The following is a 23,445-nucleotide window of genomic DNA, read 5'->3' as shown; positions in this document are numbered from 1 at the left end:
ATAAAAGAAGAGATACGAAAATAATTTAAACGGGTTTATGATTGTTTCTGTTCTGAAAAATATTTTAGTTAACGAGGACCCCTTTATTTATTAAATAAGGGGTTTTTGTAATTCTGCACAATTACATATGTTTATATGGATTTTTAAATTAAAAAACATTACTATATAATTGTAAATTTAAATTATTAATTCATATGAAAGGATGTGTTAACAATTTGTATATGATCAACGGTAGTTTGTTTATTATTTTAGGGGTTATTTGTTATTTAATTGTACGTGGAATATTAATTGGTACAAAAAATAAAAAACATATGATTTGGTGGAAAGAAATAATAAGTTTTTTATTCGTGGTCTACATTTGTATGGTTGTTGCAGTAACTTTATTCCCTTTACCAATCGGTTTTCCTTCTAATATTGAAAATCTGAATCGCTCGGTCAATATAATTCCATTTACATCAATTATTAAAGACATCAATCAAATTGGTAGTGCTTATGATGGGGATGCCCTATTTATGATTGGTCTAATTGTAAGAAATGTAGGCGGGAATATTTTATTATTAATGCCTTTAGGATTTTTAGCACCAATTTTATGGGATAAATATAAAAAGTTCAAAAATACTATTTTATTGGGATTTACTATATCAGTTAGTATTGAATTGCTACAATTAATTCAGTCTTTATTTAGTGGAGTGGGACGTATTACTGATATTGATGATGTGATCTGTAATGTTATAGGTTCTATTATTGGATATTCTATTTATAATATCTTTTTAAAAGCCATTAATAAATTTAACATTCGAGTGTTGGGTAAAACTAATTCTAAAGGTGTGGAATTAGTTGATAAATAGGAGTTTAAACGAGTTATTAAAGGCGTACGAGTAAAAAGTACGTCTTTTTATTTTTATAAATAATGCTTAAGGCTGATGAGAAATCACATTTTCCATCTTACACTTGAAAGTAGCTATCGTATTTCAAGTATGGAATGAAAAGAGGAGAATATAATTTTTAAAGATAAACAAGTTTATAGGAGGATTCTAAATGGATATTTTACTTGTTGTTCTTATTATTGTTTTGATGCAAAGTAAAGAACGAAAAGTGAAAATAAACCGTATTTGGCTCATTCCGGCTTTGTTGTGCTTTGTAACAATCCAGTCCATTATTCATATGGGACAAATAACTTTGCTGCAAGGACTACTGTTTGTTGTAATGCTTGGAATCGGCTTAGGTCTTGGAATTATACGAGGAAGAGCTTTAACATTTCGAGTAGATAGTGAAACAGGTCATGTACTACGAAAAGGAAATTGGGTAAGTACAATAATCCTTCTTGTTATTTTAGGAGCAAAAATTATAATTAAACAAAGTATGTTTTCTGGTAGTACGTATCAGACATTAATGGTTGTAACAAACGCCTTTTTATGTATTACATTAGGCACCGTGATTAGTAGACGTTATTATATTTGGAAAAAATATAATGAATTAACACAAAAAGCGTAAATACATTCATCCCTTGTTTAACATTGCTAAGAACGGTAATACTAATTAACATTGAACTTTTACAACAAGGGATGATAATATGATATACATTTACACAGACTTCGGCGGTACTCATACAACTTCACTTGCTGCAGCGTATCATTTAAATAAATTACCAACGGATCGTAAGTTAACGAAAGAAGAAATTTTGAATGTAGATTACTTTAATAAATTGAAAACAGAAGATATGGGGAAAATTATTTTTCATGGAATTGATGAACATGGTCATCCTGTATATACGATTGGATGTGGCGCATCAAAAGTTGTTGTACCTGCGATGAAGCATTTAGGAGAAATCTTGCAAAAACATTATCAAAGTCATGAAAAAATTATTTTTTCTAATACATCACCAACTGTACCTTTACCAATGACTTTTGGTGGTCTGTTTTCTAGAAGGTTCCATATCGATTTTATTGGCGTACCGTTACTCGTATGGGGAGCAAAAATTTGCTGTGATAATATACAAAGGCTTGTTAGTTATACAAAAGAAGCTGGAAGATTAACGAATGATTATGTTGTAATTTTAGATAATGAAACTTTTAAATAGTATATGATAAGAAGAAAATCGAGCAAATTCCTTGATTTTCTTTTTTATTTGTGAAATAGACAAGAAATAGTCACATTTAATATACATCTACTATAGCCAAAACAATAAAGTCCTGTTACTATTACAGGGATATTCTCTTTTTATAACATAAATATATAGAAAAATTAGAAAAGAGGAATTGAATTAAGGGAGGAACAACATGAAGCGTGTTGCTTGGATTACTGATAGTACAACTGCGAATTTAAAAACAGAAGGAGATAACTTTGTTATCCCAATCGAAGTTATTATTGATGGAATGTCGTACAAAGATTGTGAAGAAGGTGTACGTGAACGTGTTTATAATGCGTTAAACGAAGGTAAAACAGTCACTACTTCACAACCTAATATTGGGGAAATGGTAGAGTTATTTACGAAATGCAAAGAAGAATATGAAGAAGGATTTGCAGTTGCTATTAGCGGAAAAGTAAGTGGAACCTATCAAAATATGAAGCTAGCTGCAGAAATGGCAGGTTTTCCATTAACGGTATTAGACAGTGAAACAACAAGTTATCCAATGGATGAACTAATTAGAAAAGCGAAATCGTTATACAATGATGGTATGACTTTACAAGATATACACAAAACATTAGTAGATGAAAAAAGAAGACCTTTCCACGTATTCCCGAAAAGTTTAAAAGGCCTTTATGCAAGTGGTCGTGTAAAGGGCATTCAATTTTTACTTGGAAGTTTATTAAGTGTTAACTTAATATTAGAAGTAAAAGGTGGAGAGCTTTTACTTGAAAAGAAAGTTCGTAAAATCCAAAAATGTCGAGAATATATTAAAAATGAACTTGAAAAAGAATTACCAAAAGTACTTCACATGTTCCATGCTAATGATAAAGATGGAGCCGAGGAATGGATTGCAGATATTAGACAAGCATTCCCTGAAATGGATTTCAAATTATATCCATTACCAATTTCATTTGCGGTTCATGCAGGTGAAGGTACAATAGCAATTAGTTATTAAAGTAAAACCCGTGAATTATTCACGGGTTTTTTATTTAATTAAAACAAAATGGGATCTCGACATATCTCCATCGAACTTAGTAATATTGCATTTTTAAACCATTGCTCAGCTAACCCTATGCAAATTTACAATTTTTAATGTCAATACTTCAAACTTGACATACTTATTGAGAAAGAGTGAGAATGAAAATATAACACTTATCCGATACATTCAGGGGTTATTAGTATTGGATTTATTTTTAAGGGGGATGTTTAATGAAACCAGAAATAATTATCAGAAATTTCTTTAAAGAAGTGCGTTCAGGGAGTAATCCGGATTTTTCAAATCGATATATGGCAGATAAAGTATTGGCACATCAAGTTATATCTGAAGAGGAACAAACAGTATATAGATCGCCAAAAGATTACGCTGAGCATGTAAGAGAGATGGTTGAAGTATATGGGAATTTCTCTTTAGAAATTCAAGAATTATTAGTACAAGATAGTAAAGTATATGTACGCTGGAAACAAGTAGGTACACACATAGGAGAAATAGATGGGTATGAACCTACAGGTCTCCCTATAATTCAAATAGCAAGTGCAGTGTATAGAATAGAAAACGGGAAAATTTCAGAGTATTGGATTCAAATTGATAGATCAGGAATTCAAAATCAATTAGAATACAATAAAAATATTCAATAAATTATCTTTAAGAATAATAGGAAAAAGCATAAAAACAAGATTTTTAAAACGATTATTTCTGTTACATAAAGGATACAAATCAATGTACTTTTTTACTGAAAGATTCATTCAAATTAATAAAAAGAGAGCATGTTTTAATAAATCTTTTAAAATATGCTCTCTTTTATTGTTTCTATGTGTACTTACATCAGTTTGATGTAACATTATTATGCAGTAACAAGAAATATAGGCATCTGTTTATGAACCAAAAAAATAGTGACAATGGTTCATATGGTTTAAATTCGGTATACGCTAGTTAATAATGAAAATAATAGAATCAATTTGTAATGTGTATTTCGTTTTGCACTGTAAATCATTCATATTGAGTAATAGAATTGTAGAAATATATAATAGAATATTCGCACTAATATTTATACAGCTACAATCTATTTACATATAAGGTTATTAGGATTATATTGAAGATGAAAGAGAAAACAATAGATGGAAGGGGATGTTTTTTATGTTTAAAAAAGCAGCACTAGGGATTTCATCGTTAGCAATCACAGCGTTCGTCGGGTTAGGAATGGCAACAGAAGCTTCAGCTGGACCAGCAGCACCACTTACTTCACTAAACGTCGTACAAGTAGAGTCTGAGCTAGGCGGGGTAGAAACAATTAATCAGAACAGCTTCAGCACAACGCGTAACCACGGGGGAAAATACTTATATATTACAACGAAAGAAATGGGCTATGGCCAAAACCCATTTGCTAAAATGAATGGTTCTAATGTAAAAAGTATTGATTCCACTATAATTGGCGGAAGACCAATCGTTGGCTGGTATTATAAATGGGATGCTTCTGGACACCAACAAGGAACGTTTGAGTACCAAAAGACATCTATAAATTCACCATTTAATACAATGCGTACATCAATTTATATCCAATAATTTTGAAAGCGTTCGCACATATAGAATAGTAAAAAAGGTACTTCTAGGAGTACCTTTTTTTGATTTGAATCACGTTCATCTATATTTACAATCCTGATTTCACAGCAAAAATACTTACCATAAAACAAAATCCTTAAACGTCTATAAAATTAATATGAACGCGTAGTACAAGTCCGCTACAGTTAAAGTACGTAACTTTACATATTTCAACTCAATGAAGCAGGAAGAAACTGTAGTACTTACGCCGCAGTTTTTAATTTATCCATGAACTCATAGTTTAATTTTAAGTTTTTTAGATATATAGACATAACCGTACTACCTGCTACTCTTTTTTAAAATTCAAGATTAAAAAGAGTAGCTAAACTTAAATAAGCTTAGCTTGATGGATATGTGGCGGAACTCTAAAATTAATTACATCTTTTTCATAATATAAACAATTTTATATAGGGAGATGAAAGGATTTTTTAAAATAATAAAGAAGTATGTATAAACAAATATATAAATGGTAGTGATTAGGATGAAAATCAGTAAGTTTGCAGAAGTAAATAATGTAAGTGTAGATACGATTAGACATTATATGGATCTCGGACTCGTTATTCCTGAGAAAAAAGGAAGTCACTATTTTTTTGACGAGTATTGTCAAAAGGATATAGAACTTATATTAGAGTACAAATGGATAGGGTTTAGCTTGAATGAAATTAAAGAACTGTTTCTTTATAAAAATTTAGGGAAATCCTTAGACTATGAAAAGGATATTTTTTATCAATCTTTATTTAAAGTAAAATATGAAAAGATTGAACAAGAGATAAAAACCTTAAAGGAACGAAAAGATAAATTAAAGAAAACGTTAAATAATTTATCTATAGAAACTGAAATTTCGAGTTCAATTTTAGGGGTAGATTTAAAAGTACTTCATTTATTTAAATGTGTTAAGTGTAACGGAAATTTAATTCTTGAAGATGGCATTATTAATAAAAATCAAATTGTTGAGGGGAAATTAATTTGTAATTGTGGTGAAGAATACGCGATTACTTCCGGAGTTTTAACAGCTGGAAAATTATTTGAGGTGTATAAGAGGAAATCACTTGAAGATTCTATTTCAGATTATATCCATGAAACGGATACTGCTTTTTTGGAAAATGTTCAAAGAGGAGGAGAATGGGCGAAAAAGAAACTAATGCAATTAGATTTAAATGAAAAAATACTACTTGATTTAGGGTCTGGTATTGGGTTCTTTTTACGAAATATTTATGAAGAACTACCGGAAGAGTGTTTATATATTGCTGTTGATCGAGATTTGAATAAACTTTTACTTTTAAAAGATGTAATTGAGAGAAGAAATTTGAAAAGAAATATTGTATTTATCTGTGCTGACTTTCTAAACATTCCTATTCAGAATTATTCTGCTGATATTGTAATTGATCAATCAGGTACAAGTAATTATAGTTTTGAACATGAGGAGTTTTTATTACGCGAATTAAATTACCTTTTTAAACCTAATTGTTATTTATTAAGTTCATTTATTTTATTTAATAAATTCAGCATAAATAGCCAAATTGCACCTAGACTCCGAGAGAATTTTACATCTGCAAAAGTAACGAAAGAAATCCAAAATTTACTGTTTCAATCGATTGATGAAAGTACTTCAAATTATTTAAAACGAGGTGGAAAGTACGAGGATTTCTTTGTTCAAGGAGAAGAAATTTATACATATTCATTTTTCGGAAAAAGATGGGGTTAACCCCATCTTTTATTTATTTCCCCTTAAAAATTTTCAAATAGTACATATTGCTATTGGGTTGACCCAAGAACTTACAATGTACGTAACACAAAGTTAGGTAGGGGGGAAAGTGATGGGAAGTTTACGATTACATATAGAAAATAAAAAAAGAAACCAAGAACTAAGAAATATGTGTCTCTATTCATTCGGGAAAACAGTATCAATATTTGGTAGCTCTATTTATAGTTTTGCATTAGGATTATATGTTTTACATATAACCGGATCAGCATTAAATTTTGCCATTACGCTTATTTTAGGAACTATTCCGATGATTGTTATGAATCCATTTGCTGGTGTAATTGCTGATAAGGTTGATAAAAAGAAACTGGTTATTTGTATGGATTTACTAAGCGGATTCTTATTAATAACTGTTTATATATTAAGCAGCTATTATGGATTAAACTTATTCATCATTTATACTACTACCTTTCTTATGACAGTATTTACAACTTTTTTTGGAATAGGTTTAGAGGCCGTAAAACCGAATATGGTCACTAAAGAGCGGTTAATGAGTATTAATTCTATAAGTAAAATTATCGATTCTATATCTTTAATTCTAGGGCCTATGTTAGGGGGGATTGTTTTTGCAGTCTTTGATATTAAAATTTTTATAATTATAAATGGTATTTCATTTATCCTTTCGGCTATTTCCATATTGTTTATTAACTTTAAATTGTTTGAGCAAAACATAAATGAGGAATGTTCAATTAGAGAAATTAATTTTATTGAAGATATAAAGGAGGGATACTCTTACTTATTGGAGCGGAAAAGCTTAAAAAATACTTTTAGTATTTTAATTTCTCTTAATTTCTTTTTAGGCTTTGCTGTAACGGTTCCGTTGCCATACATTATTAACACAGTTCTCAATCTTAGTTCTAAGCAATTTGGTTTGATTCAAGGGACTTTTCCAGTAGGTATGATAATTGGTGCGATTTTAGTGAAAAAGATAACCGATCGTTTTTCTTACGCTTATCTTTTGAAAAAGTTAAGTTTTATGTTGGCGGTTTTTATGATTATTTCAGGAATTCCAGTTTTATTCAAAAATTTTGAGGTAAATGATTTTGTATACGCTATTACCTATTGTGTTGTTATGTTCTTTTTAGGGCTAATTATAGTGCTTATTGATATACCTATAGCTTATTTCATGCAAAAAGAGATTCCTAATGAATATAGAGGGAGAGTTCTCAGCATTGGATTAAGTATAAGTAAAATGATGCTTCCTATAGCAATGGCGCTATCCGGTCTATTATTAAATTATATTCCAGCCTACATGATTACAATTGTAGGGGGAATCTTATATTTAATAGTAATTAAAGTTTCATCGAATTGTTTCATATTAGAAGTTCATTCGAAAGATTATAGCGCTTAGTAGATCTTAGATTATTTATATAATGGATACTGCTACATTTTTCAAGATAAGTAATGCAAATACTATAAAATGAAAAAATGGGCTGATTTCCCATGAACAATTTTGAAAAGATTACATATTCGTTTTGGAGACTACTTTAAAATTGTAGGTTGAGGGGGATGAATATCGTTCTAAATACAATAAGAAAATTTAACTTTGTTGATTGACCTTCCCCTTACAGGAAGCAGTATATTTAAAATAATTAATTACAGGAGGTGAGTGTTATGCTTTCAATTGGAGAGTTTTCAAAAATATCTCATCTTACAATGAAGACGCTGCGCTATTATGATGAAATTGGGCTTTTAAAACCAGCTTTCATAGACGCTAAGAATGGCTATCGCTACTATGATATTTTCCAATTAGAAATAGCTTTATTGATTACACAATTAAAAACTTATTTATTTTCGCTGGAAGAAATTAAGGATATTTTAGAAGATCGGGAGAATACTGAATTGCTTAACTCTAAAATGAAAGGCAAACAAGAAAATCTAACACAGCAGATAACATATTATTCTTCTTTATTAAAAAAATTAAAGCTTGATATTCAACAATTAAATGAAGAGGAAAGTATCATAGGTTACTTAAATCGTATTGAGATTAATCTTGTAAATCACTTAACCTATAATATATTATCTCAGCGAAAACAAATTAATACCGCTGATTTCCTAACACACTTTAATGAGTTGTTTAGTAAAATTTTATTTGAAAATTTATTACCTAGTGCAAAACCACTTGCTATATTCCATAGTTCAGAATATGTACCTGAAAATTATGATGTTGAAATTGCGATTCCCCTTGCAGAAGCCACAAATAAAACAAAAGTGTTTAATCCCGGTCTTTGCGCAATGGCTACGCTTATTGGTTCTTACGAAGAATTACCTTTTATTCATACAAAGCTACATGTTTGGATTGAAGAAAATAACTATAAACTGAATGGAGCTCCGTTTGAAGTTTATAAAACGAATCCTTATAGCACACAGGAGGAGAATAATATCATAGAAGTTTATTTTCCTATAAAATGAATAAAGGAAGGAGCGTATCACAATGTATGGTATAAACCGGCCAACAATAAAAGAAAAAATATTAATTTTAGTTACTGAGATTATCTATCTAATCATTGCGTATTACTTACTTTTCATTACTTATTTCAAACCAGGCATTTCAATAGGGCTGTTTATAGCTTTGATTATCACCGCTTTACGATTAACGGCTATGATGTTTATATGGTTGCCTAGAGGGATTTCATGGCAAGAAGCCATTATGAACAGTATTGCTTTTGGAATTTATTATTTAGGTTTTCCAATCTTAATGATTACTAGTAATCAGGATCCTAATTTAATATTACTTACAATAGGTTGGATATTGTTTTTAGGAGGAAGTATGTTAAACACAGTTTCAGAGCTACTTAGAAAATCCTTTAAAGACAATCCTGTAAATCAAGGTAAGCTATATACAGGTGGTTTATTTAAATATGCGATTCATATTAATTATCTGGGGGATTGCTTTTGGGTGTTAGGTTTAGCATTTATCGCTAGCAATATTTATAGTTTATTTATACCTCTAGGCCTGTTCTTTGTATTCGTTTTTGAATATATTCCAAAATCTGATGGTTACTTACAGAAAAAGTATGGAGAACAATTTACAGTCTATAAACAGAAAACAAAAAAAATTAATACCGTTTATTTGGTAAATCAGTTTCATAAATTATAAAAAGCGCAGGATCAGCATCCTGCGCTTTTCTATCGTAATTCAGCGGTTTTTCTAATGACAATCTTATCAATATCATCTTCTTCATCACCAATAAATAATCCGCGTTCTTTTAAATATGCTTCAAAATATAAATCTGCTTCAGCGCGTTCGTCATATGGCTTTACAGAGAGAACGAAACCTAATTTGTTTTGTTCTTCTAAGTGAGAAGTGGAGATGTAAGCCGGTACATTATGGCGTAAAAAGAGTTCTTTAACTGGAATAATCATATCTTTCATTAATTTCGTTAGCATACCCATTTCAAACTCGAAATTAAAGCGATCTATACTAGATAAGTCAGCGAATACTACACCGATAAAACCTGTATTAAATACTTCTTGATATTCTACATCTTCATCATGGCCGCCATAAAAATTCTTTTCGATTAAATAATTTACAAAATAAGCAATGCCATCACTTTGTTCAAATGGTTTCGTTGAAAGAACAAAACCAATTTTCTTTTGTTTATGTAAATACACACATGACATGTATGCTGAAATGTTATGTTCTTTAAATAAAGCACTTGTTGCTCCAGAGAGACCATCTAGTACGTGATGAACAATTTGAAGTTTTTTACGAGCGAAATAATAGGATTTCTTTTGTAACTCCAATGTATCAATAAAGACAGAGCCGATAAAGCCTGTATTTGAAATAATAGGTGCTTGCTTTTTTCTTCCTCTGCGCTTTAATGGAGCCATTGTTAAAATCATCCCTTCATGTACGTTTAAAATAAAAAAGAACGTTTGTTCGTATATTTATATTTTACTATTAAAACGCTATAAAGTAAAGGGTTTTTGATGAAAATATAACAAAAAAGACACCTTATAAAAGGTGCCTTAAACGCTGTAAGGGATAGGGTTTACCCTAACTATTTATATTATGATACAGAAACAATCTCTTCTGTATCTTCTACATCTAAATGACAGTCCATAGTACGAACATCTTGATCTTCATGACTTCCGAAATAAATAGTAATTTTCATATGTATCGCTCCTTTATTCTAGGAATACCTAAAATAATTACTAGTAATGTTAATATTTATTATATACCACTTTTTTCATTCCGACAACGTTATATCATTTTTAATTATTTTAAACTATAGAGCACAATTTAAAGAGGTACTTTTTATAGAAAATGGTAAATTTCTAATATGTTATATTTAATATAGAAAAATTCGAGTGTTACTTTTTATGAAAAGGAGAACTATTGATGAATTATAAACAACTATTACTAGATAACTTTGCATTTAAAACTTCATATGTTGCACAATTTGTGCCCGGAATGAGTATAAAAAAAACGAAAGATTATATTGCTGTTGATTGTGGATTACCTGCCGATACATTTAATATCATCACTCTACTAAACAATAATTTAACGGAAGGGATCGAGAAATTATATAAAGAGGTAGAATACTATTATCAAAGAAATTTTCCAATGAGTGTTTGGTTATGGGATGAGGAGCAAGAGCGGGATATAAAAAGTGAGTTAATTAAAATCGGTTTAAAAGAAGTGGAACAGAATATTGCGATGGTAGCAGACTTAAAAACAATTTCCCCAACAATAAACATGCCAGTAAGTTTTACTATTCAACAAGCATCTTCACCTGGACAAATAAATAAATTTGGAGAAACGTTAGCTGATCTATTCGGCACATCAGAAGAAGGTATACATGTACAAGCATTCTATAATCAAATTTCTAATCTTGATATATGTAACAGTGAGAATATGAAATTATTTTTAGGGTTATATGAAGGTGAAGTCGTAACTGTTGGTTCATTGATATGTTCAAAAGATAGTATTGGTATTTATGACATAGCAACGAAAGAAGGAATGAGAGGACGAGGGTTCGGATCTGCTATGTTCAATTTCCTGCTGCAAGAAGCACATAAATTTAAAAATACGTATTGTGTATTACAAGCTTCACCCGATGGAATCAATATTTATAAAAAATCGGGATTTCAAGCTATCGGCAAAATGACTGTATTGGAAAATCGACATTTAATTGAGTAAATCATTCAAGTTAAATCGTCTTTATATAGGAGCTTATAAATCGTTATGAAAAAGATATATCTCGTTACAATAATTTGTGCCTTTATAGTAATAAGTATCTTTGTTTTTCAGAAAATAAATGAACATAAGTATACTAAAGCTATTAATCAATCAAATCATATAAAAAATATCGCACATAGAGGTGCTTCTGCATATGCGCCTGAACATACAATAGCAGCATATAAATTAGGACAAAAAATGAATGGAGATTATATAGAAATTGATCTCCAAATGACAAAAGATGGGCATTTAGTGGCAATGCATGACGAAACCTTAAATCGTACAACAAATGGTACTGGGCTAGTGAAAGAGCATACATTAGTAGAAATAAAGCAACTAAATGCAGATTCTTTTTTCAACGAAAAATATCCGAACTTAGCAAAGAAAGAATTTGAAAATGCTAAAGTCCCGACATTAACAGAAATTGTTGAAACGTTTGGGCAAAATGCGAACTATTATATTGAAACAAAATCACCTAATGAATATCCAGAAATGGAAGAAAAATTATTAGAAATTATTAATCACTACGAAATACAGGATAAAATAATTATTCAATCGTTTAGTGAAGAAAGTCTACAAAAGATTCATAGCTTAAATAGTAATATATCCTTAGTACAATTATTACCTTATAAAAAAGCAGTTCAATTAACAGAATTAGAGATAGAAAAGTATAAAACGTACTGCATAGGTCTTGGTATGAATTACAAATATATTGATTCAGATTATGTAAATAAAATAAAGAAAAACGGATTAGAAGTTCATCCATTTACAGTAGATAATGAAAAAGATATGAAAAAGTTACTTTCATGGGGAGTCGACGGGATGTTTACTAATTATCCGGATCGTTTACATTCAATATTGGATTTGAAAAGTCATGAATAAGAAGTGTTATTCATAAAGGGAAAATTTACACAACCTATATATTAGGATTAATAATGCAAGGTGGCATGTTGCATATAAAAAGAAAATACCAAAAACCGCAACTAGAAGACCTGGGTTGCGGTTTTTTTTATTGCTTAGATTTCAGTTTACAAAGTTTGAAACTAGAAATGTAAATCTATTTAGATGAATTGGCTTCTTATGTATTTGTACTTCGGATCGTTCTAGGTATATGTACAACCCATGAGACGAGTTTTGCATATGATAATAGAAAAGGAGATGTTGCATATTGAAATACCAAACTAGAAACGTAAATAATCTGAATAAACTAGCGGATAATACGAAAGCTGCAGCTTTTAAGTGGTATCAGTACTGTATCGACAATGGAATTGAAGTATTAATTTATGAAACAATCCGTACAGTCGAGCAACAACGTGAATATGTTCGTAAAGGAGCATCACAAACGATGCGTTCATATCACTTAGTAGGACAGGCATTAGATTTTGTTCCAATTCAGTCGAATGGTACAGAAGATTGGAATGGCTATAATAAAGAACCGTGGGCATCAGCAATTCGTTATGCTAAACAAATTGGTTTTGAATGGGGCGGTGACTGGAAAGGATTTGTGGATAGCCCGCATTTGCAATATAACTACAAAGGGTATGGAACGGATACTTTTGGAAAAGGTGCTCAAAATGTAGTGACTCCTCCCACGTCGAATGATAATGTAGGGGTTGCTTATATTAACGGTAGTAATGTAAATTTACGAAAAGGACCTGGTACTGGATATGGCGTTATTCGTCAATTAGGGAAAGGAGAGTCCTACAAAGTATTTGGACAATCAAATGGCTGGTTAAATCTAGGTGGCGATCAGTGGATTTATAACGATCCATCATACATTCGTTATACGGGAGGAAATGTACCAGCAACTTCACAATCATCAAATGATGGTGTAGGTGTAGTTACTATAATCGCGGATGTATTGCGTGTTCGTACCGGCCCTGGAACAAATTACGGCATTGTGAAAAACGTGTATCAAGGTGAAAAATATCAATCGTTTGGATATAAAGATGGTTGGTATAATGTTGGTGGAAATCAATGGGTTTCTGGTGAATATGTTACGTTTGTAAAGTGAAAATAAGAGCCGTCCAGTTGGGCGGCTCTTTATTTTAAATATTCATAGGGCGAACACTCATAATATCATTCGTGATACATAGAGTATAATTTTTCATTCTAATAATCAGAAAGTAATCAAAATGTAATTAATTTCAACTACGCTTTTTATATTTTTTTGATACACTGGCTACGAGGGGGATACCAATTAAGGTGGGTAAAAACCAAAACCATATTGGCGGAAGTAAATTTAAAATGGGAATATGGATGCCGATATTTACTAAAAGTGCGGTGACTGCACCAATATAAGAACCTAGCATACCTCTAATGTGGTGATGGAGCCAATTTTTCCAACGTTTTTTTCGTGCAAGGTATCCATAAATCGCAAATGAATAAGAGAAGATTGCTACATAAAATAAATATGCGATTTTATCCCAGTTGATAATGGATAATATTATTGCCGTAAGAGTAATGACAACATAGGATGCATGATATATTTCGCCCCATTCGGTATGTTTTCCTTTCTTCTTTTGGGCAACCATCGCTACAATTCCAGTGATTAAGCATATTGTTCCAAATAGGATGTGTATGGTTAAAAGAATGTTAAAAATGCTCATAATAATTCCTCCTTTTTTATTTTTATAGTATTGCAGTATAGGAGAAAAGTTGAAAAATATAGTTAGTTCGGCTTAATATATTGAAATAAAGGTACTCCTAGAACAAAACCCAATGATTTAAATATTTAGTGAGATGATTATTATGTTAAATGAAGGAGAGACTTCTATGTTTACATCTATTACATATTTACAATCGGGCAATGAGAAACAACAAAAAATATATGATGTTTTGAATAGCCTAAACATAATGGAGGATTTAGCTTTATATAATCCCGTTCTTTGCGGGACAATCCCTATAAGAATTGATACTCCTCAATCTGACTTAGATATTGTAATGGAAGTATATAACTTTGATATTTTTGAGCAGGAAATGAGATCTTTATATGGTTCTTATGGAGGGTTCAACATAAAAAAGAAAAAAATTAAAGGTACTGAATTGATAAAGGTGAATTTTGAATTCGAAGGTTTTGAATTTGAATTATTTGCTCAACCGAAGCCAGTGCGTAATCAAAATGCATATAGACATATGATAGTGGAACACATGTTATTAATGCAACATCCCCATATAAGGGAAGAAGTTATTCGCTTAAAGGAACAAGGTTTAAAAACAGAACCTGCTTTTGCTCAAGTATTAAATATTGACGGAGATCCTTATGAAAAACTTATTTTATTAGGGCAGGAAATGAAATTGTGGTAAATAAGATACGTAAAAAAATCCTCCAAAAACAAAAGAGGATTTTTTTATGCCGTTAACTTTCGAATTAATTCACTGAGCAATTTAATCCCGTAAGTCATTTGTTCTGGTGAAGCATATCCATATGATAAACGAATGTACTGATCTGATTCTTCTTCATAAATACGTCCTGGGTTTAAAAGAATTCCTTTTGATAGAGCCTCTGAAAATAGTTTTTTCATCGGAATGTTATGTACAACCTTTAGCCATATAAAAAATCCACCACTAGGAATATCCCACGATGCAATATCTGCACAATATTTATTTAAAGCTCGTATCATTATTTGTCTTCGCTCTTTCAGGTGCATTCTTACGTTTGCTACATGTTCTTCATAAAAACCTTCATTTATCCATTCAGCAGCTACTCTTTGAGATAAAGAGCTGGATCCATAGTCTGTTTGCATTTTTATATCTGACAATCTATCAATAACAGGTTCTGGTCCGATTATCCATCCAATTCTAAGTCCTGGGCTAAGTGTTTTAGAGAGACTACCAATATATAATACATGTCCATGTTTATCCATCGACTTTAAAGGAGCTGGAGGTGATTCATCAATCCATAACTCTCGGTAAATATCATCCTCGATGATAGGCAACTGCTCTTTTTCACATATTTTTAATATTTCTTTTCTTCGCTCTTTGGTCATCAATATCCCCGTTGGATTTTGAAAACAAGGGATTGAATATAAAATATTATTCTTTTGACTATATTTAATTCGTTTTAATAAATCGTTAGGTAAAATACCGTGATGGTCCATTGATATACCGGATAAATTTATATTTGCTGATTGAAAAACATGAAGTGAATATAAGTAAGAAGGTTGTTCAAGTAAAACAGTTGATTTTCTATGTAAAAGACCAATTGATATTAATTGTAATGCTTGGAGTGCACCCGAGACTATTAATATAGAATCCGGTGATGCATGTATTCCAAATGATTTTACGTATTTGCTTATTGCTTCACGTAACGGATAAAAACCTTTTTGTTCTTCGTATCCGAAATAATCTAATTCCTCACTGACGTTTTTTATTATAGATTGCATAGTTTCGAGCGGGAAAAGATGAGGTGCAAGTTCACCTTTACCAAGATGGATAAGCTTTTTATTTGCTTCTGCTTCATTTATTTCTCGAACCATTAACTTACTTGGTTTATGAATACCGGCTTTTACATATTCACTCCAATCGGGCGGAGGATTAGTTGCTAATAATGACCATGTATTATTCATTACAATTGTTCCTGCTCCGATTTGTCCTTGAATTAAACCATCTGCCATAAGTTCATCTAGCGCAGTAATTACAGTACTTCGATTTACATGAAATAATGTTGCTAACTGCCGCTGACTAGGGATTTTACTTCCAATTGGCCATTCTCCGTTTTCAATTTTTTCTTTCATATAGTCTATTATCTGCTGATATTTGGGCACTTTTTTATCGGTCGTCATATAAAAAACTCCTTCGTTTATTTAAAAGATTCAAAGTGGTTGGTTTTTCCGATAAATAACTGGTTGAAGACATTGTATCAACTATTAAATATGATGAAAAGAAATAATTGGTAATTTAAAAATGGTTGGTTTTTTAGGGAAGGAGAGAAAATATGCATAATAAAAAATGGGATTTACGCATTATATGTGCTCACGCTTTTACAATTCTTATATGGGGAACTGCTTTTCCAGCAATTCGTCTGGGGCTTGAATCTTATACGCCTGAACACCTTACTTTACTACGCTTATTAATCGCCTCATTTATACTTTTGTTATTTTCATTTATATACAAACTACGACTACCGGATTTAAAGGATATCCCAGCAATTTTCATATTTGGTGCTCTAGGATTTACTATTTATCACATCGCATTAAACTACGGCGAAAAAACAGTAAATGCTGGATCTGCAAGTTTAATAATTGCCGTCACTCCAATAGTGACGGCAATTCTTGCTTCTGTTTTTTTGAATGAAAAAATGAAATTAAATGGCTGGATAGGTGGTGTAATGAGTTTTGCAGGAATTGCCTTAATTTCATTTAGCCAAGGCGACGCTATTCAATTGAATAGCGGGGGATTATTTATATTATTAGCGGCGATTTCAGAAAGTCTATTTTTCGTTTTCCAAACATCTTACTTAAAAAAATACGGCTTCTTACCATTTACCATATATACAATTTTGTCTAGTACTGTATGTATGCTTATTTTCTTACCCGGAGTTTATCAAAAAATACTAGCAGCTCCTCTTGAAGTTAACTTGAGCGTTATATATTTAGGTGTCTTTCCAACAGTACTCCCGTATATTGCATTGGCCTATATTATATCTCGTGCTGGTGCTTCTGAAGCAACAAGTTCTCTATATTTAACGCCAATAACTGCGTGTTTCATTGCTTGGATATGGTTAGGAGAAGTGCCAACTTTAGTTTCGATAATTGGCGGAGGAATTACTATACTTGGAATTGTGATTGCTCATATACCAGTATTAAGAAAAGAAAAACATAGGAATTTAGCAAATAATCAATCCGTATAATGTAATTCAATAATGATTTTATGATACTTTTTTATATAGTTTCTTTCTTATGTTGATAAATATAATATTTTGTATTTCAGTTAAATATTGTATGTTACATTTTATGTAGTAAGCAATTTAAAAGGAGCTGACAACATAATGAATGGAAAAAGAAAAATTTTCACATGTATTTCTATTGTAGGAATCGGACTAGCTAGTTTTTCTAATTCTAGTTTCGCAGCAAGTGTAACGGACAATTCAATACAAAATTCTATTCCCGTAGTTAATCAACAAGTAGCTGCTGCAAAGGAAATGAAACCATTTCCCCAGCAAGTTAATTATGCAGGTGTTATAAAACCGAATCATGTTACACAGGAAAGTTTAAATGCTTCTGTAAGAAGTTACTACGATAATTGGAAAAAGAAATATTTGAAAAATGATTTATCTTCTTTACCTGGTGGTTATTACGTAAAAGGAGAGATTACAGGTGATGCGGATGGGTTTAAGCCACTTGGAACTTCAGAAGGTCAAGGGTATGGGATGATAATTACAGTATTAATGGCTGGTTATGATTCGAATGCTCAAAAAATCTATGACGGTTTATTTAAAACAGCAAGAACTTTTAAAAGCTCTCAAAATCCTAATTTAATGGGATGGGTTGTCGCAGATAGTAAAAAAGCACAAGGTCATTTTGATTCTGCTACTGATGGGGATTTAGATATTGCGTATTCTCTTCTTCTTGCTCATAAGCAGTGGGGATCTAATGGAACAGTTAATTATTTGAAAGAAGCACAAGACATGATTACAAAAGGTATTAAAGCTAGTAATGTTACAAATAATAACCGACTAAATTTAGGAGATTGGGATTCTAAAAGTTCACTTGATACGAGACCATCTGATTGGATGATGTCACACCTTAGAGCATTTTATGAATTTACAGGTGATAAAACTTGGCTTACTGTTATTAATAATTTGTACGATGTTTATACGCAATTTAGTAATAAGTACTCTCCAAATACAGGACTTATTTCAGATTTCGTTGTAAAAAACCCACCACAACCCGCACCTAAAGACTTCTTAGATGAGTCAGAATATACAAATGCCTATTATTACAATGCTAGTCGGGTACCATTGAGAATTGTAATGGACTATGCGATGTACGGCGAGAAAAGAAGTAAAGTCATTTCTGATAAAGTCTCTTCATGGATTCAAAATAAAACGAATGGAAATCCTTCTAAAATTGTGGATGGTTATCAATTAAACGGATCTAATATTGGTAGTTATCCAACTGCTGTATTCGTTTCACCGTTTATTGCTGCAAGTATAACGGATAGCAATAATCAAAAGTGGGTAAATAGCGGTTGGGATTGGATGAAGAATAAGAGAGAAAGTTATTTTAGTGATAGTTATAATTTATTAACTATGTTATTTATTACAGGAAATTGGTGGAAGCCTGTACCTGATGATAAAAAAACACAAAATCTAATAAATGATGCAATTTATGAAGGATACGATAATTAATTAAATTTGAGAATGGTTACTGAAGAAAGGAATTAGCATTCGCTAGTTCCTTTTTAATGTTTTGTAAAACATTATCCATTCTAAAATTCGCATAGATATACTTGCTTTTTTCATATACATAGTTATTGATGACTCTATGTTTTTATGAAGGGAGAGTATTTCTTGGAAAAAGTATTATTTTTCGGAGACCCAGGTATTGATGACTCATTTGCCATTATGTATGGTTTACTGCATCCCGAAATTGAAATTGTCGGTATTGTAACTGGATACGGAAATGTTGAGCATATACATGCTGCACATAATGCAGCGTATATTTTACAGTTAGCAAATAGACAAGACATTCCTGTCATTAGTGGTGCAACAAAACCACTGACAGAAGAAATCACTACGTACTATCCTGAAATTCACGGAGCAGAAGGATTAGGGCCCATCCATGTTCCAGGAAATATATTATCTATTCCAATATATAATTTCGGCAGTATTGCTGCGATTCTTATAAAGTACGGAAAAGATTTAACGATTGTTGATGTAGGAAGATCTACCTCGTTAGCAATTGCTTTTAATTTATGGAATGATTTAATGCTAAATGTAAAAGGAATCTATTTCATGGGTGGTGTTTTTTTAGAAGTAGGAAACGTTACGCCATTAGCAGAGGCAAACGTGTATGGAGATCCGATAGCAAGTAAAATTGTTTTCCATCAAGCAAAGAATTTATTAATATTCCCTTTAAATGTAACAAACAAAGCTGTGTTAACACCAAATGTATTTAACTATATTCAAGCTAATACAAAGAATCCATTTCATATGATAATGAAACCAATGTATGATTACTATCTATCCGCATACCAAAAACTTAATCCATCTATGGAAGGGCCTTTGCTACATGATGTGGTTGCAATAAGTGGATTAGTAAATCCAAGTTTTTTTGAATTTGTGCATCGTACAGTAAATGTAGATACATACGGAGATACGAAAGGACAAACATTTGCTGATTTTCGCCCTAGCTCTATATCTGAAGGAGCCCATATAGCACTAGAAATAGATGAACAAAAATTCATTCAAGATTTTATAAAAATCATGTTATAAGTTGCTGTCGAAAAAGGGAATTATTTCAATGCGTTGAATATAAAAATACATCCTCTAGATAAAGGAGCTTACAATATTGAATGTCCAGTTAAAGGTTGTTACGAGAGACAATTGGGAAGATGCATTAAAGTTACAAGTTAAAAAAGATCAAAGAAAATTTGTCCCCGCTGTATCAGTTTCACTTGCTAAAGTATATATAAAACCAGATGGTGACAATGTAGAGTACATACCATTCGCTATATACGATGGTGACCTTATGGTTGGTTTTGTTATGCATGCTGTTGTAATAGAGACATCGGATATGTATTGGATTAACGGATTTATTATTGATCAATCGCAACAAGGTAATGGTTATGGAAAAGCAGCATTACAAGAAAGTATTAATATAATAAAAAATACTTTTAAATCGTGTAAAGAAATAAGATTAACCGTACATAAAGATAATCTCTCTGCAAAGAAATTATATGAACGATATGGTTTCATATCATTAGGACAGGAGTATGATGGTGAGCAAGTATACCGTTTATTTGTTTAACTATTAAGAAGTAAAGGTGTGAAATGAAATATGCAATTTACTGAAGTGAAAATTGAAGTGTTCATTCCTGAAGAATATATTGAAACATTAAGGGGTGAATTAAATAAAATTGGAGCATGTAAAACGGGCGAATATGACCATTGTCTTTCCTATAGTTCAGTGAAAGGATATTGGAGACCTTTAGAAGAGGCATCTCCTTTTAATGGAGAAATTGGTCAAATATGCGAAGGACAAGAATGTAAAGTTGAAATAAAGTGTAAACGAGAACTTGTAAAAGATGCTCTTGAAGTTATTAATGATATTCATCCGTATGAAATGCCTATGATTTATATTATACCAATACTAAATGACTATTTTGAGAAACTATACATTAAATAACTAGGAGGAATATCAATTGAAAAGTAAATTTCATCATATTGTACGAGCAGTCATGATAAAAGATGAAAAATTATTAGTTGCTGAATATATCGGCCATCATTATTTTTTACCTGGTGGCCATGTTGAAATTGGAGAATCAGCAGAGAATGCATTAAAAAGAGAGTTAAGAGAAGAACTGGGAGTAAACTGTAGTATACAACAATTTTTAGGCGTCATAGAAAATCAATGGCAAGATAAAGAAGTTCTTCATCATGAAATTAACCACATTTTTGAAGTAGAGTCACAAGATTTACATACGGACTTAACACCGAAATCTAGCGAGTCTCATTTAGCATTTCACTGGATAGCTTATAATAAAGAAGCCTTAAATCATTATGAAATCATGCCAATGCCTTTAGTAAAGGAATTACTAGAAAGTAAGTTAAATGATGAACTCCTAAATTGTTGGATTAGTAATTTTTAAATCACTTTATTTATAGTAAATACGTCCATCGAATGAATATAAAGAAAATAGGCTGAAAAACAAGGTACATCACCTAGTGTAAGTTCATATTTTGTTGATGTACGCATTTAGTCTATAGTCTTGTTTCTACTTTGTTTAAAAGAATTTATTAACTTTCATATTTGGACGGAATTTACATTTATAAATGGAGGGTTTCATAATGAATCAGTTTCAACAAGAACTACAATCATTAAACCTTAATGATTATCAAACTGGCAATGTTGTGTATTGGGATCAACAACAAAGTCAATATCCATACTATTACATTCAAGACGATGCACGTCGTTGCGGCGGATGTGGCGGTTGTGGTGGACGTTGCGGTGGATGTGGCGGTAGATGTGGTGGTTGTGCAGGTCGTTGCGGCGGATGTATAGGATGCGCAGGATGTTTCAGTTGCTTTAATTGCTGGAACTGGTGGATTATTTAAGTATAGAAAATTCAAGTTATTTTATATGAAAGAAAGGTGTAAAAACTATTTTGCACTTTTCTTTCATGCTGTAATTTTGATGTGTATTAAGGGGGATTTATTTGTATACATATGATAAGTTGATTTCTTGGGTAGAGGATATAAAAGAAAAAAATCATAGTTCTGCTACAGCACTTTGTATTATAAAAGATAATAAAATCGTACTAGAGCATTATAGTGGTTATCACTCAAATACATCTACAAGCAATAAAGTAACAGCATCTTCACAATTTAACGTTGCTTCTGCTAGAAAAAGTTATTTAGGATTAATGATAGCATATGCCCTTTACGAGGGGAAAATAAACTCTATCGATGATGAAGCGATAAAATATTTTAAAGACTTTGATCCTGTATTGCTTGGTAAAACGACGATAAGACATTTAGTAACACATTCGCACGGATTAGAAGAAACGAATGACAGGACAATTTTTCGTGAATTTGAACCGGGACAATCATGGGCGTATAGAGATATTAATGTAAGAATGATGACACGTCTTATTTATCAGCTATATAACAAAAGTTTTCCTGAATTGTTAAAGGAGCGTGTGTTTAAACCTGCTAATTTTCAAGAAACAGGTTGGAGAGTTCAGCGAGATGAAAATTTAGTTGACGTTGTTAATAATCCAAATGAAGACGCAATTCGTGAAATTGGTACGGTAGATGACGGTACTGAAAAAAATTTGTTTGTCTCAGCTAGAGAATTTGCGCAGTGGGGCAATCTTCATTTAAATCAAGGTGGGATAGATGGTAAACAAATTGTTCCAAAAGAAGTTATAAAAATCGCTACGAGTTTGCAGAGTCCAACATATATAAACAAAGAGCTACCACAAAATGGATTGTTTTGGTTCATCCAAAATGAGCCTGCGCAATTAAGCGAACTTGGTGAACGTGTTCCAAAAGGGTCGTATCAAATATTAGGGATTACTGGACCGACCATTTTAGTAATACCTGAATATAATGTAGTTGTTGCAAAAATGTATAATAAAAGATATAACTACGGTGGTGATAATTACTTATATTATTTACGTGAATTTAGTAATTTAGTCGCTGATACATTTAGTAACGGTAATAGGGCATAATTACTCCTATAACAAAAAGGAGTGATTGAAAATGAAAGATAAAGTGAACAAAAATAAAAAGCAAAATATAAAAGATGTAAATACAGAGCAAAATGCAATTTATAGCGATCCTAAAGATGCAGCTAATATGCAAACTGTACCGCAGCCGAAAGATTTTGATGAAATCGAATATTAATTTTTCATCCGACTATATGATGAATGAAAAATACGTCTTAAGTCCCATCACATATAAGAAATCATTTGGTAACATATATACATAAGCATTTGAAAATGTCTTATCTTAACAAAGCTTTCTTTAGAAAAATCTGATATAACCTGCAAAAGGCACTTCTTTATGAAGTGTCTTTTTGTGTATATGAACTTAATTACCATTT

The 23,445-nt window shown here is 31.4% G+C and carries 26 protein-coding genes; 23 read left to right on the top strand and 3 right to left on the bottom strand.

Annotated features, from left to right (window positions below; all coding sequences use genetic code 11):
• Window positions 1–215: 215 nt before the first annotated feature.
• The 10 genes from MRP26_RS16140 (at window position 216) to MRP26_RS16095 (ending at window position 9,589) form a co-directional block, all read left to right on the top strand.
• Window positions 216–848, top strand: coding sequence for a VanZ family protein (locus MRP26_RS16140; protein ID WP_071732183.1), 633 nt, complete (start codon window positions 216–218; stop codon window positions 846–848).
• Between the two features lie 190 nt (window positions 849–1,038).
• Window positions 1,039–1,494 carry a CcdC protein domain-containing protein gene (locus MRP26_RS16135; protein WP_071732182.1) on the top strand — a complete coding sequence of 152 codons (456 nt, stop codon included), beginning with the start codon at window positions 1,039–1,041 and terminating at the stop codon, window positions 1,492–1,494.
• A 79-nt stretch (window positions 1,495–1,573) separates the two neighbouring features.
• A complete protein-coding gene (locus tag MRP26_RS16130) occupies window positions 1,574–2,080 on the top strand; it encodes a DUF3189 family protein (protein WP_000639421.1) in 507 nt (168 codons plus the stop codon).
• A gap of 199 nt (window positions 2,081–2,279) precedes the next feature.
• A complete protein-coding gene (locus MRP26_RS16125) occupies window positions 2,280–3,086 on the top strand; it encodes a DegV family protein (RefSeq protein WP_000831926.1) in 807 nt (268 codons plus the stop codon).
• 254 nt (window positions 3,087–3,340) lie between these two features.
• Complete coding sequence (locus tag MRP26_RS16120) at window positions 3,341–3,766, top strand: ester cyclase (RefSeq protein WP_053564321.1); 426 nt, start codon at window positions 3,341–3,343, stop codon at window positions 3,764–3,766.
• 499 nt (window positions 3,767–4,265) lie between these two features.
• Window positions 4,266–4,691: a DUF4879 domain-containing protein gene (locus MRP26_RS16115; RefSeq protein ID WP_000472919.1), complete on the top strand. Its 426-nt coding sequence runs from the start codon at window positions 4,266–4,268 to the stop codon at window positions 4,689–4,691.
• A gap of 517 nt (window positions 4,692–5,208) precedes the next feature.
• Window positions 5,209–6,432, top strand: coding sequence for a MerR family transcriptional regulator (locus MRP26_RS16110; RefSeq protein WP_242806321.1), 1,224 nt, complete (start codon window positions 5,209–5,211; stop codon window positions 6,430–6,432).
• 112 nt (window positions 6,433–6,544) lie between these two features.
• Entirely contained in the window at window positions 6,545–7,840 is a 1,296-nt protein-coding gene (locus tag MRP26_RS16105) for an MFS transporter (protein WP_078401877.1), read from the top strand.
• Window positions 7,841–8,103: 263 nt separating this feature from the next.
• Window positions 8,104–8,901: a MerR family transcriptional regulator gene (locus MRP26_RS16100; RefSeq protein WP_078401233.1), complete on the top strand. Its 798-nt coding sequence runs from the start codon at window positions 8,104–8,106 to the stop codon at window positions 8,899–8,901.
• 22 nt (window positions 8,902–8,923) lie between these two features.
• The gene (locus MRP26_RS16095) at window positions 8,924–9,589 is read left to right on the top strand and encodes a DUF1295 domain-containing protein (protein WP_242806319.1); all 666 of its coding nucleotides are present in this window, start codon (window positions 8,924–8,926) and stop codon (window positions 9,587–9,589) included.
• Window positions 9,590–9,618: 29 nt separating this feature from the next.
• On the opposite strand, the gene MRP26_RS16090 is transcribed toward MRP26_RS16095, so the two are convergent.
• Window positions 9,619–10,323 (bottom strand): hypothetical protein, encoded by a 705-nt coding sequence (locus tag MRP26_RS16090; RefSeq protein ID WP_053564316.1) that lies wholly within the window; start codon window positions 10,321–10,323, stop codon window positions 9,619–9,621.
• 511 nt (window positions 10,324–10,834) lie between these two features.
• Here MRP26_RS16090 and MRP26_RS16085 point away from each other — a divergent pair.
• The 3 genes from MRP26_RS16085 (at window position 10,835) to MRP26_RS16075 (ending at window position 13,688) form a co-directional block, all read left to right on the top strand.
• Window positions 10,835–11,635 (top strand): GNAT family N-acetyltransferase, encoded by an 801-nt coding sequence (locus MRP26_RS16085; protein WP_053564315.1) that lies wholly within the window; start codon window positions 10,835–10,837, stop codon window positions 11,633–11,635.
• Window positions 11,636–11,680: 45 nt separating this feature from the next.
• Complete coding sequence (locus MRP26_RS16080) at window positions 11,681–12,556, top strand: glycerophosphodiester phosphodiesterase (protein WP_053564314.1); 876 nt, start codon at window positions 11,681–11,683, stop codon at window positions 12,554–12,556.
• Window positions 12,557–12,842: 286 nt separating this feature from the next.
• Window positions 12,843–13,688: an SH3 domain-containing protein gene (locus MRP26_RS16075; protein ID WP_053564313.1), complete on the top strand. Its 846-nt coding sequence runs from the start codon at window positions 12,843–12,845 to the stop codon at window positions 13,686–13,688.
• Window positions 13,689–13,821: 133 nt separating this feature from the next.
• Here the strand turns inward: MRP26_RS16075 and MRP26_RS16070 are convergent, their stop codons facing one another.
• Complete coding sequence (locus tag MRP26_RS16070) at window positions 13,822–14,283, bottom strand: DUF2306 domain-containing protein (protein ID WP_053564312.1); 462 nt, start codon at window positions 14,281–14,283, stop codon at window positions 13,822–13,824.
• Window positions 14,284–14,449: 166 nt separating this feature from the next.
• On the opposite strand from MRP26_RS16070, the gene MRP26_RS16065 reads away from it, so the two are divergent.
• Window positions 14,450–14,980, top strand: a complete 531-nt coding sequence (locus MRP26_RS16065; protein ID WP_242806317.1) for a DUF4269 domain-containing protein — start codon at window positions 14,450–14,452, stop codon at window positions 14,978–14,980.
• A 44-nt stretch (window positions 14,981–15,024) separates the two neighbouring features.
• Here the strand turns inward: MRP26_RS16065 and norG are convergent, their stop codons facing one another.
• Window positions 15,025–16,458: an efflux pump transcription regulator NorG gene (norG, locus tag MRP26_RS16060; protein ID WP_197234372.1), complete on the bottom strand. Its 1,434-nt coding sequence runs from the start codon at window positions 16,456–16,458 to the stop codon at window positions 15,025–15,027.
• A 152-nt stretch (window positions 16,459–16,610) separates the two neighbouring features.
• Between norG and MRP26_RS16055 the strand changes: the two genes are divergently transcribed.
• The 9 genes from MRP26_RS16055 (at window position 16,611) to MRP26_RS16015 (ending at window position 23,246) form a co-directional block, all read left to right on the top strand.
• Window positions 16,611–17,525: a DMT family transporter gene (locus MRP26_RS16055; RefSeq protein ID WP_078401238.1), complete on the top strand. Its 915-nt coding sequence runs from the start codon at window positions 16,611–16,613 to the stop codon at window positions 17,523–17,525.
• 138 nt (window positions 17,526–17,663) lie between these two features.
• The gene (locus tag MRP26_RS16050) at window positions 17,664–19,025 is read left to right on the top strand and encodes a family 8 glycosyl hydrolase (protein WP_053564308.1); all 1,362 of its coding nucleotides are present in this window, start codon (window positions 17,664–17,666) and stop codon (window positions 19,023–19,025) included.
• 162 nt (window positions 19,026–19,187) lie between these two features.
• Window positions 19,188–20,111: a nucleoside hydrolase gene (locus MRP26_RS16045; RefSeq protein ID WP_197234368.1), complete on the top strand. Its 924-nt coding sequence runs from the start codon at window positions 19,188–19,190 to the stop codon at window positions 20,109–20,111.
• 76 nt (window positions 20,112–20,187) lie between these two features.
• Window positions 20,188–20,646 (top strand): GNAT family N-acetyltransferase, encoded by a 459-nt coding sequence (locus MRP26_RS16040; protein ID WP_053564306.1) that lies wholly within the window; start codon window positions 20,188–20,190, stop codon window positions 20,644–20,646.
• Between the two features lie 30 nt (window positions 20,647–20,676).
• Window positions 20,677–21,024, top strand: coding sequence for a divalent cation tolerance protein CutA (gene cutA, locus MRP26_RS16035; protein ID WP_197234366.1), 348 nt, complete (start codon window positions 20,677–20,679; stop codon window positions 21,022–21,024).
• A gap of 16 nt (window positions 21,025–21,040) precedes the next feature.
• The gene (locus MRP26_RS16030) at window positions 21,041–21,487 is read left to right on the top strand and encodes an NUDIX domain-containing protein (protein WP_000836831.1); all 447 of its coding nucleotides are present in this window, start codon (window positions 21,041–21,043) and stop codon (window positions 21,485–21,487) included.
• A gap of 199 nt (window positions 21,488–21,686) precedes the next feature.
• Window positions 21,687–21,953, top strand: a complete 267-nt coding sequence (locus MRP26_RS16025; RefSeq protein ID WP_001071389.1) for a heterocycloanthracin/sonorensin family bacteriocin — start codon at window positions 21,687–21,689, stop codon at window positions 21,951–21,953.
• A gap of 101 nt (window positions 21,954–22,054) precedes the next feature.
• A complete protein-coding gene (locus MRP26_RS16020) occupies window positions 22,055–23,071 on the top strand; it encodes a serine hydrolase domain-containing protein (protein ID WP_242806315.1) in 1,017 nt (338 codons plus the stop codon).
• Window positions 23,072–23,102: 31 nt separating this feature from the next.
• Complete coding sequence (locus MRP26_RS16015; protein ID WP_000653680.1) at window positions 23,103–23,246, top strand: hypothetical protein; 144 nt, start codon at window positions 23,103–23,105, stop codon at window positions 23,244–23,246.
• Window positions 23,247–23,445 lie beyond the last annotated feature (199 nt).

The sequence above is a fragment of the Bacillus sp. CCB-MMP212 genome, assembly GCF_022748145.1.
GTDB classification, from domain to species: Bacteria; Bacillota; Bacilli; order Bacillales; family Bacillaceae_G; genus Bacillus_A; species Bacillus_A cereus.
The sequence above is the reverse complement of the archived record's forward strand: the minus strand, read 5'-3'. Positions and strand labels throughout refer to the sequence as shown.

Coding starts and splice junctions, on each gene's coding strand:
- MRP26_RS16090 (WP_053564316.1), bottom strand. CDS start 10,323: ATGGCTCCATTAAAGCGCAGAGGAAGAAAAAAGCAAGCACCTATTATT.
- MRP26_RS16065 (WP_242806317.1), top strand. CDS start 14,450: ATGTTTACATCTATTACATATTTACAATCGGGCAATGAGAAACAACAA.
- MRP26_RS16135 (WP_071732182.1), top strand. CDS start 1,039: ATGGATATTTTACTTGTTGTTCTTATTATTGTTTTGATGCAAAGTAAA.
- cutA (WP_197234366.1), top strand. CDS start 20,677: ATGCAATTTACTGAAGTGAAAATTGAAGTGTTCATTCCTGAAGAATAT.
- MRP26_RS16120 (WP_053564321.1), top strand. CDS start 3,341: ATGAAACCAGAAATAATTATCAGAAATTTCTTTAAAGAAGTGCGTTCA.
- MRP26_RS16110 (WP_242806321.1), top strand. CDS start 5,209: ATGAAAATCAGTAAGTTTGCAGAAGTAAATAATGTAAGTGTAGATACG.
- MRP26_RS16130 (WP_000639421.1), top strand. CDS start 1,574: ATGATATACATTTACACAGACTTCGGCGGTACTCATACAACTTCACTT.
- norG (WP_197234372.1), bottom strand. CDS start 16,458: ATGACGACCGATAAAAAAGTGCCCAAATATCAGCAGATAATAGACTAT.
- MRP26_RS16105 (WP_078401877.1), top strand. CDS start 6,545: ATGGGAAGTTTACGATTACATATAGAAAATAAAAAAAGAAACCAAGAA.
- MRP26_RS16025 (WP_001071389.1), top strand. CDS start 21,687: ATGAATCAGTTTCAACAAGAACTACAATCATTAAACCTTAATGATTAT.
- MRP26_RS16115 (WP_000472919.1), top strand. CDS start 4,266: ATGTTTAAAAAAGCAGCACTAGGGATTTCATCGTTAGCAATCACAGCG.
- MRP26_RS16125 (WP_000831926.1), top strand. CDS start 2,280: ATGAAGCGTGTTGCTTGGATTACTGATAGTACAACTGCGAATTTAAAA.
- MRP26_RS16095 (WP_242806319.1), top strand. CDS start 8,924: ATGTATGGTATAAACCGGCCAACAATAAAAGAAAAAATATTAATTTTA.
- MRP26_RS16015 (WP_000653680.1), top strand. CDS start 23,103: ATGAAAGATAAAGTGAACAAAAATAAAAAGCAAAATATAAAAGATGTA.
- MRP26_RS16085 (WP_053564315.1), top strand. CDS start 10,835: ATGAATTATAAACAACTATTACTAGATAACTTTGCATTTAAAACTTCA.
- MRP26_RS16070 (WP_053564312.1), bottom strand. CDS start 14,283: ATGAGCATTTTTAACATTCTTTTAACCATACACATCCTATTTGGAACA.
- MRP26_RS16050 (WP_053564308.1), top strand. CDS start 17,664: ATGAATGGAAAAAGAAAAATTTTCACATGTATTTCTATTGTAGGAATC.
- MRP26_RS16055 (WP_078401238.1), top strand. CDS start 16,611: ATGCATAATAAAAAATGGGATTTACGCATTATATGTGCTCACGCTTTT.
- MRP26_RS16100 (WP_078401233.1), top strand. CDS start 8,104: ATGCTTTCAATTGGAGAGTTTTCAAAAATATCTCATCTTACAATGAAG.
- MRP26_RS16080 (WP_053564314.1), top strand. CDS start 11,681: ATGAAAAAGATATATCTCGTTACAATAATTTGTGCCTTTATAGTAATA.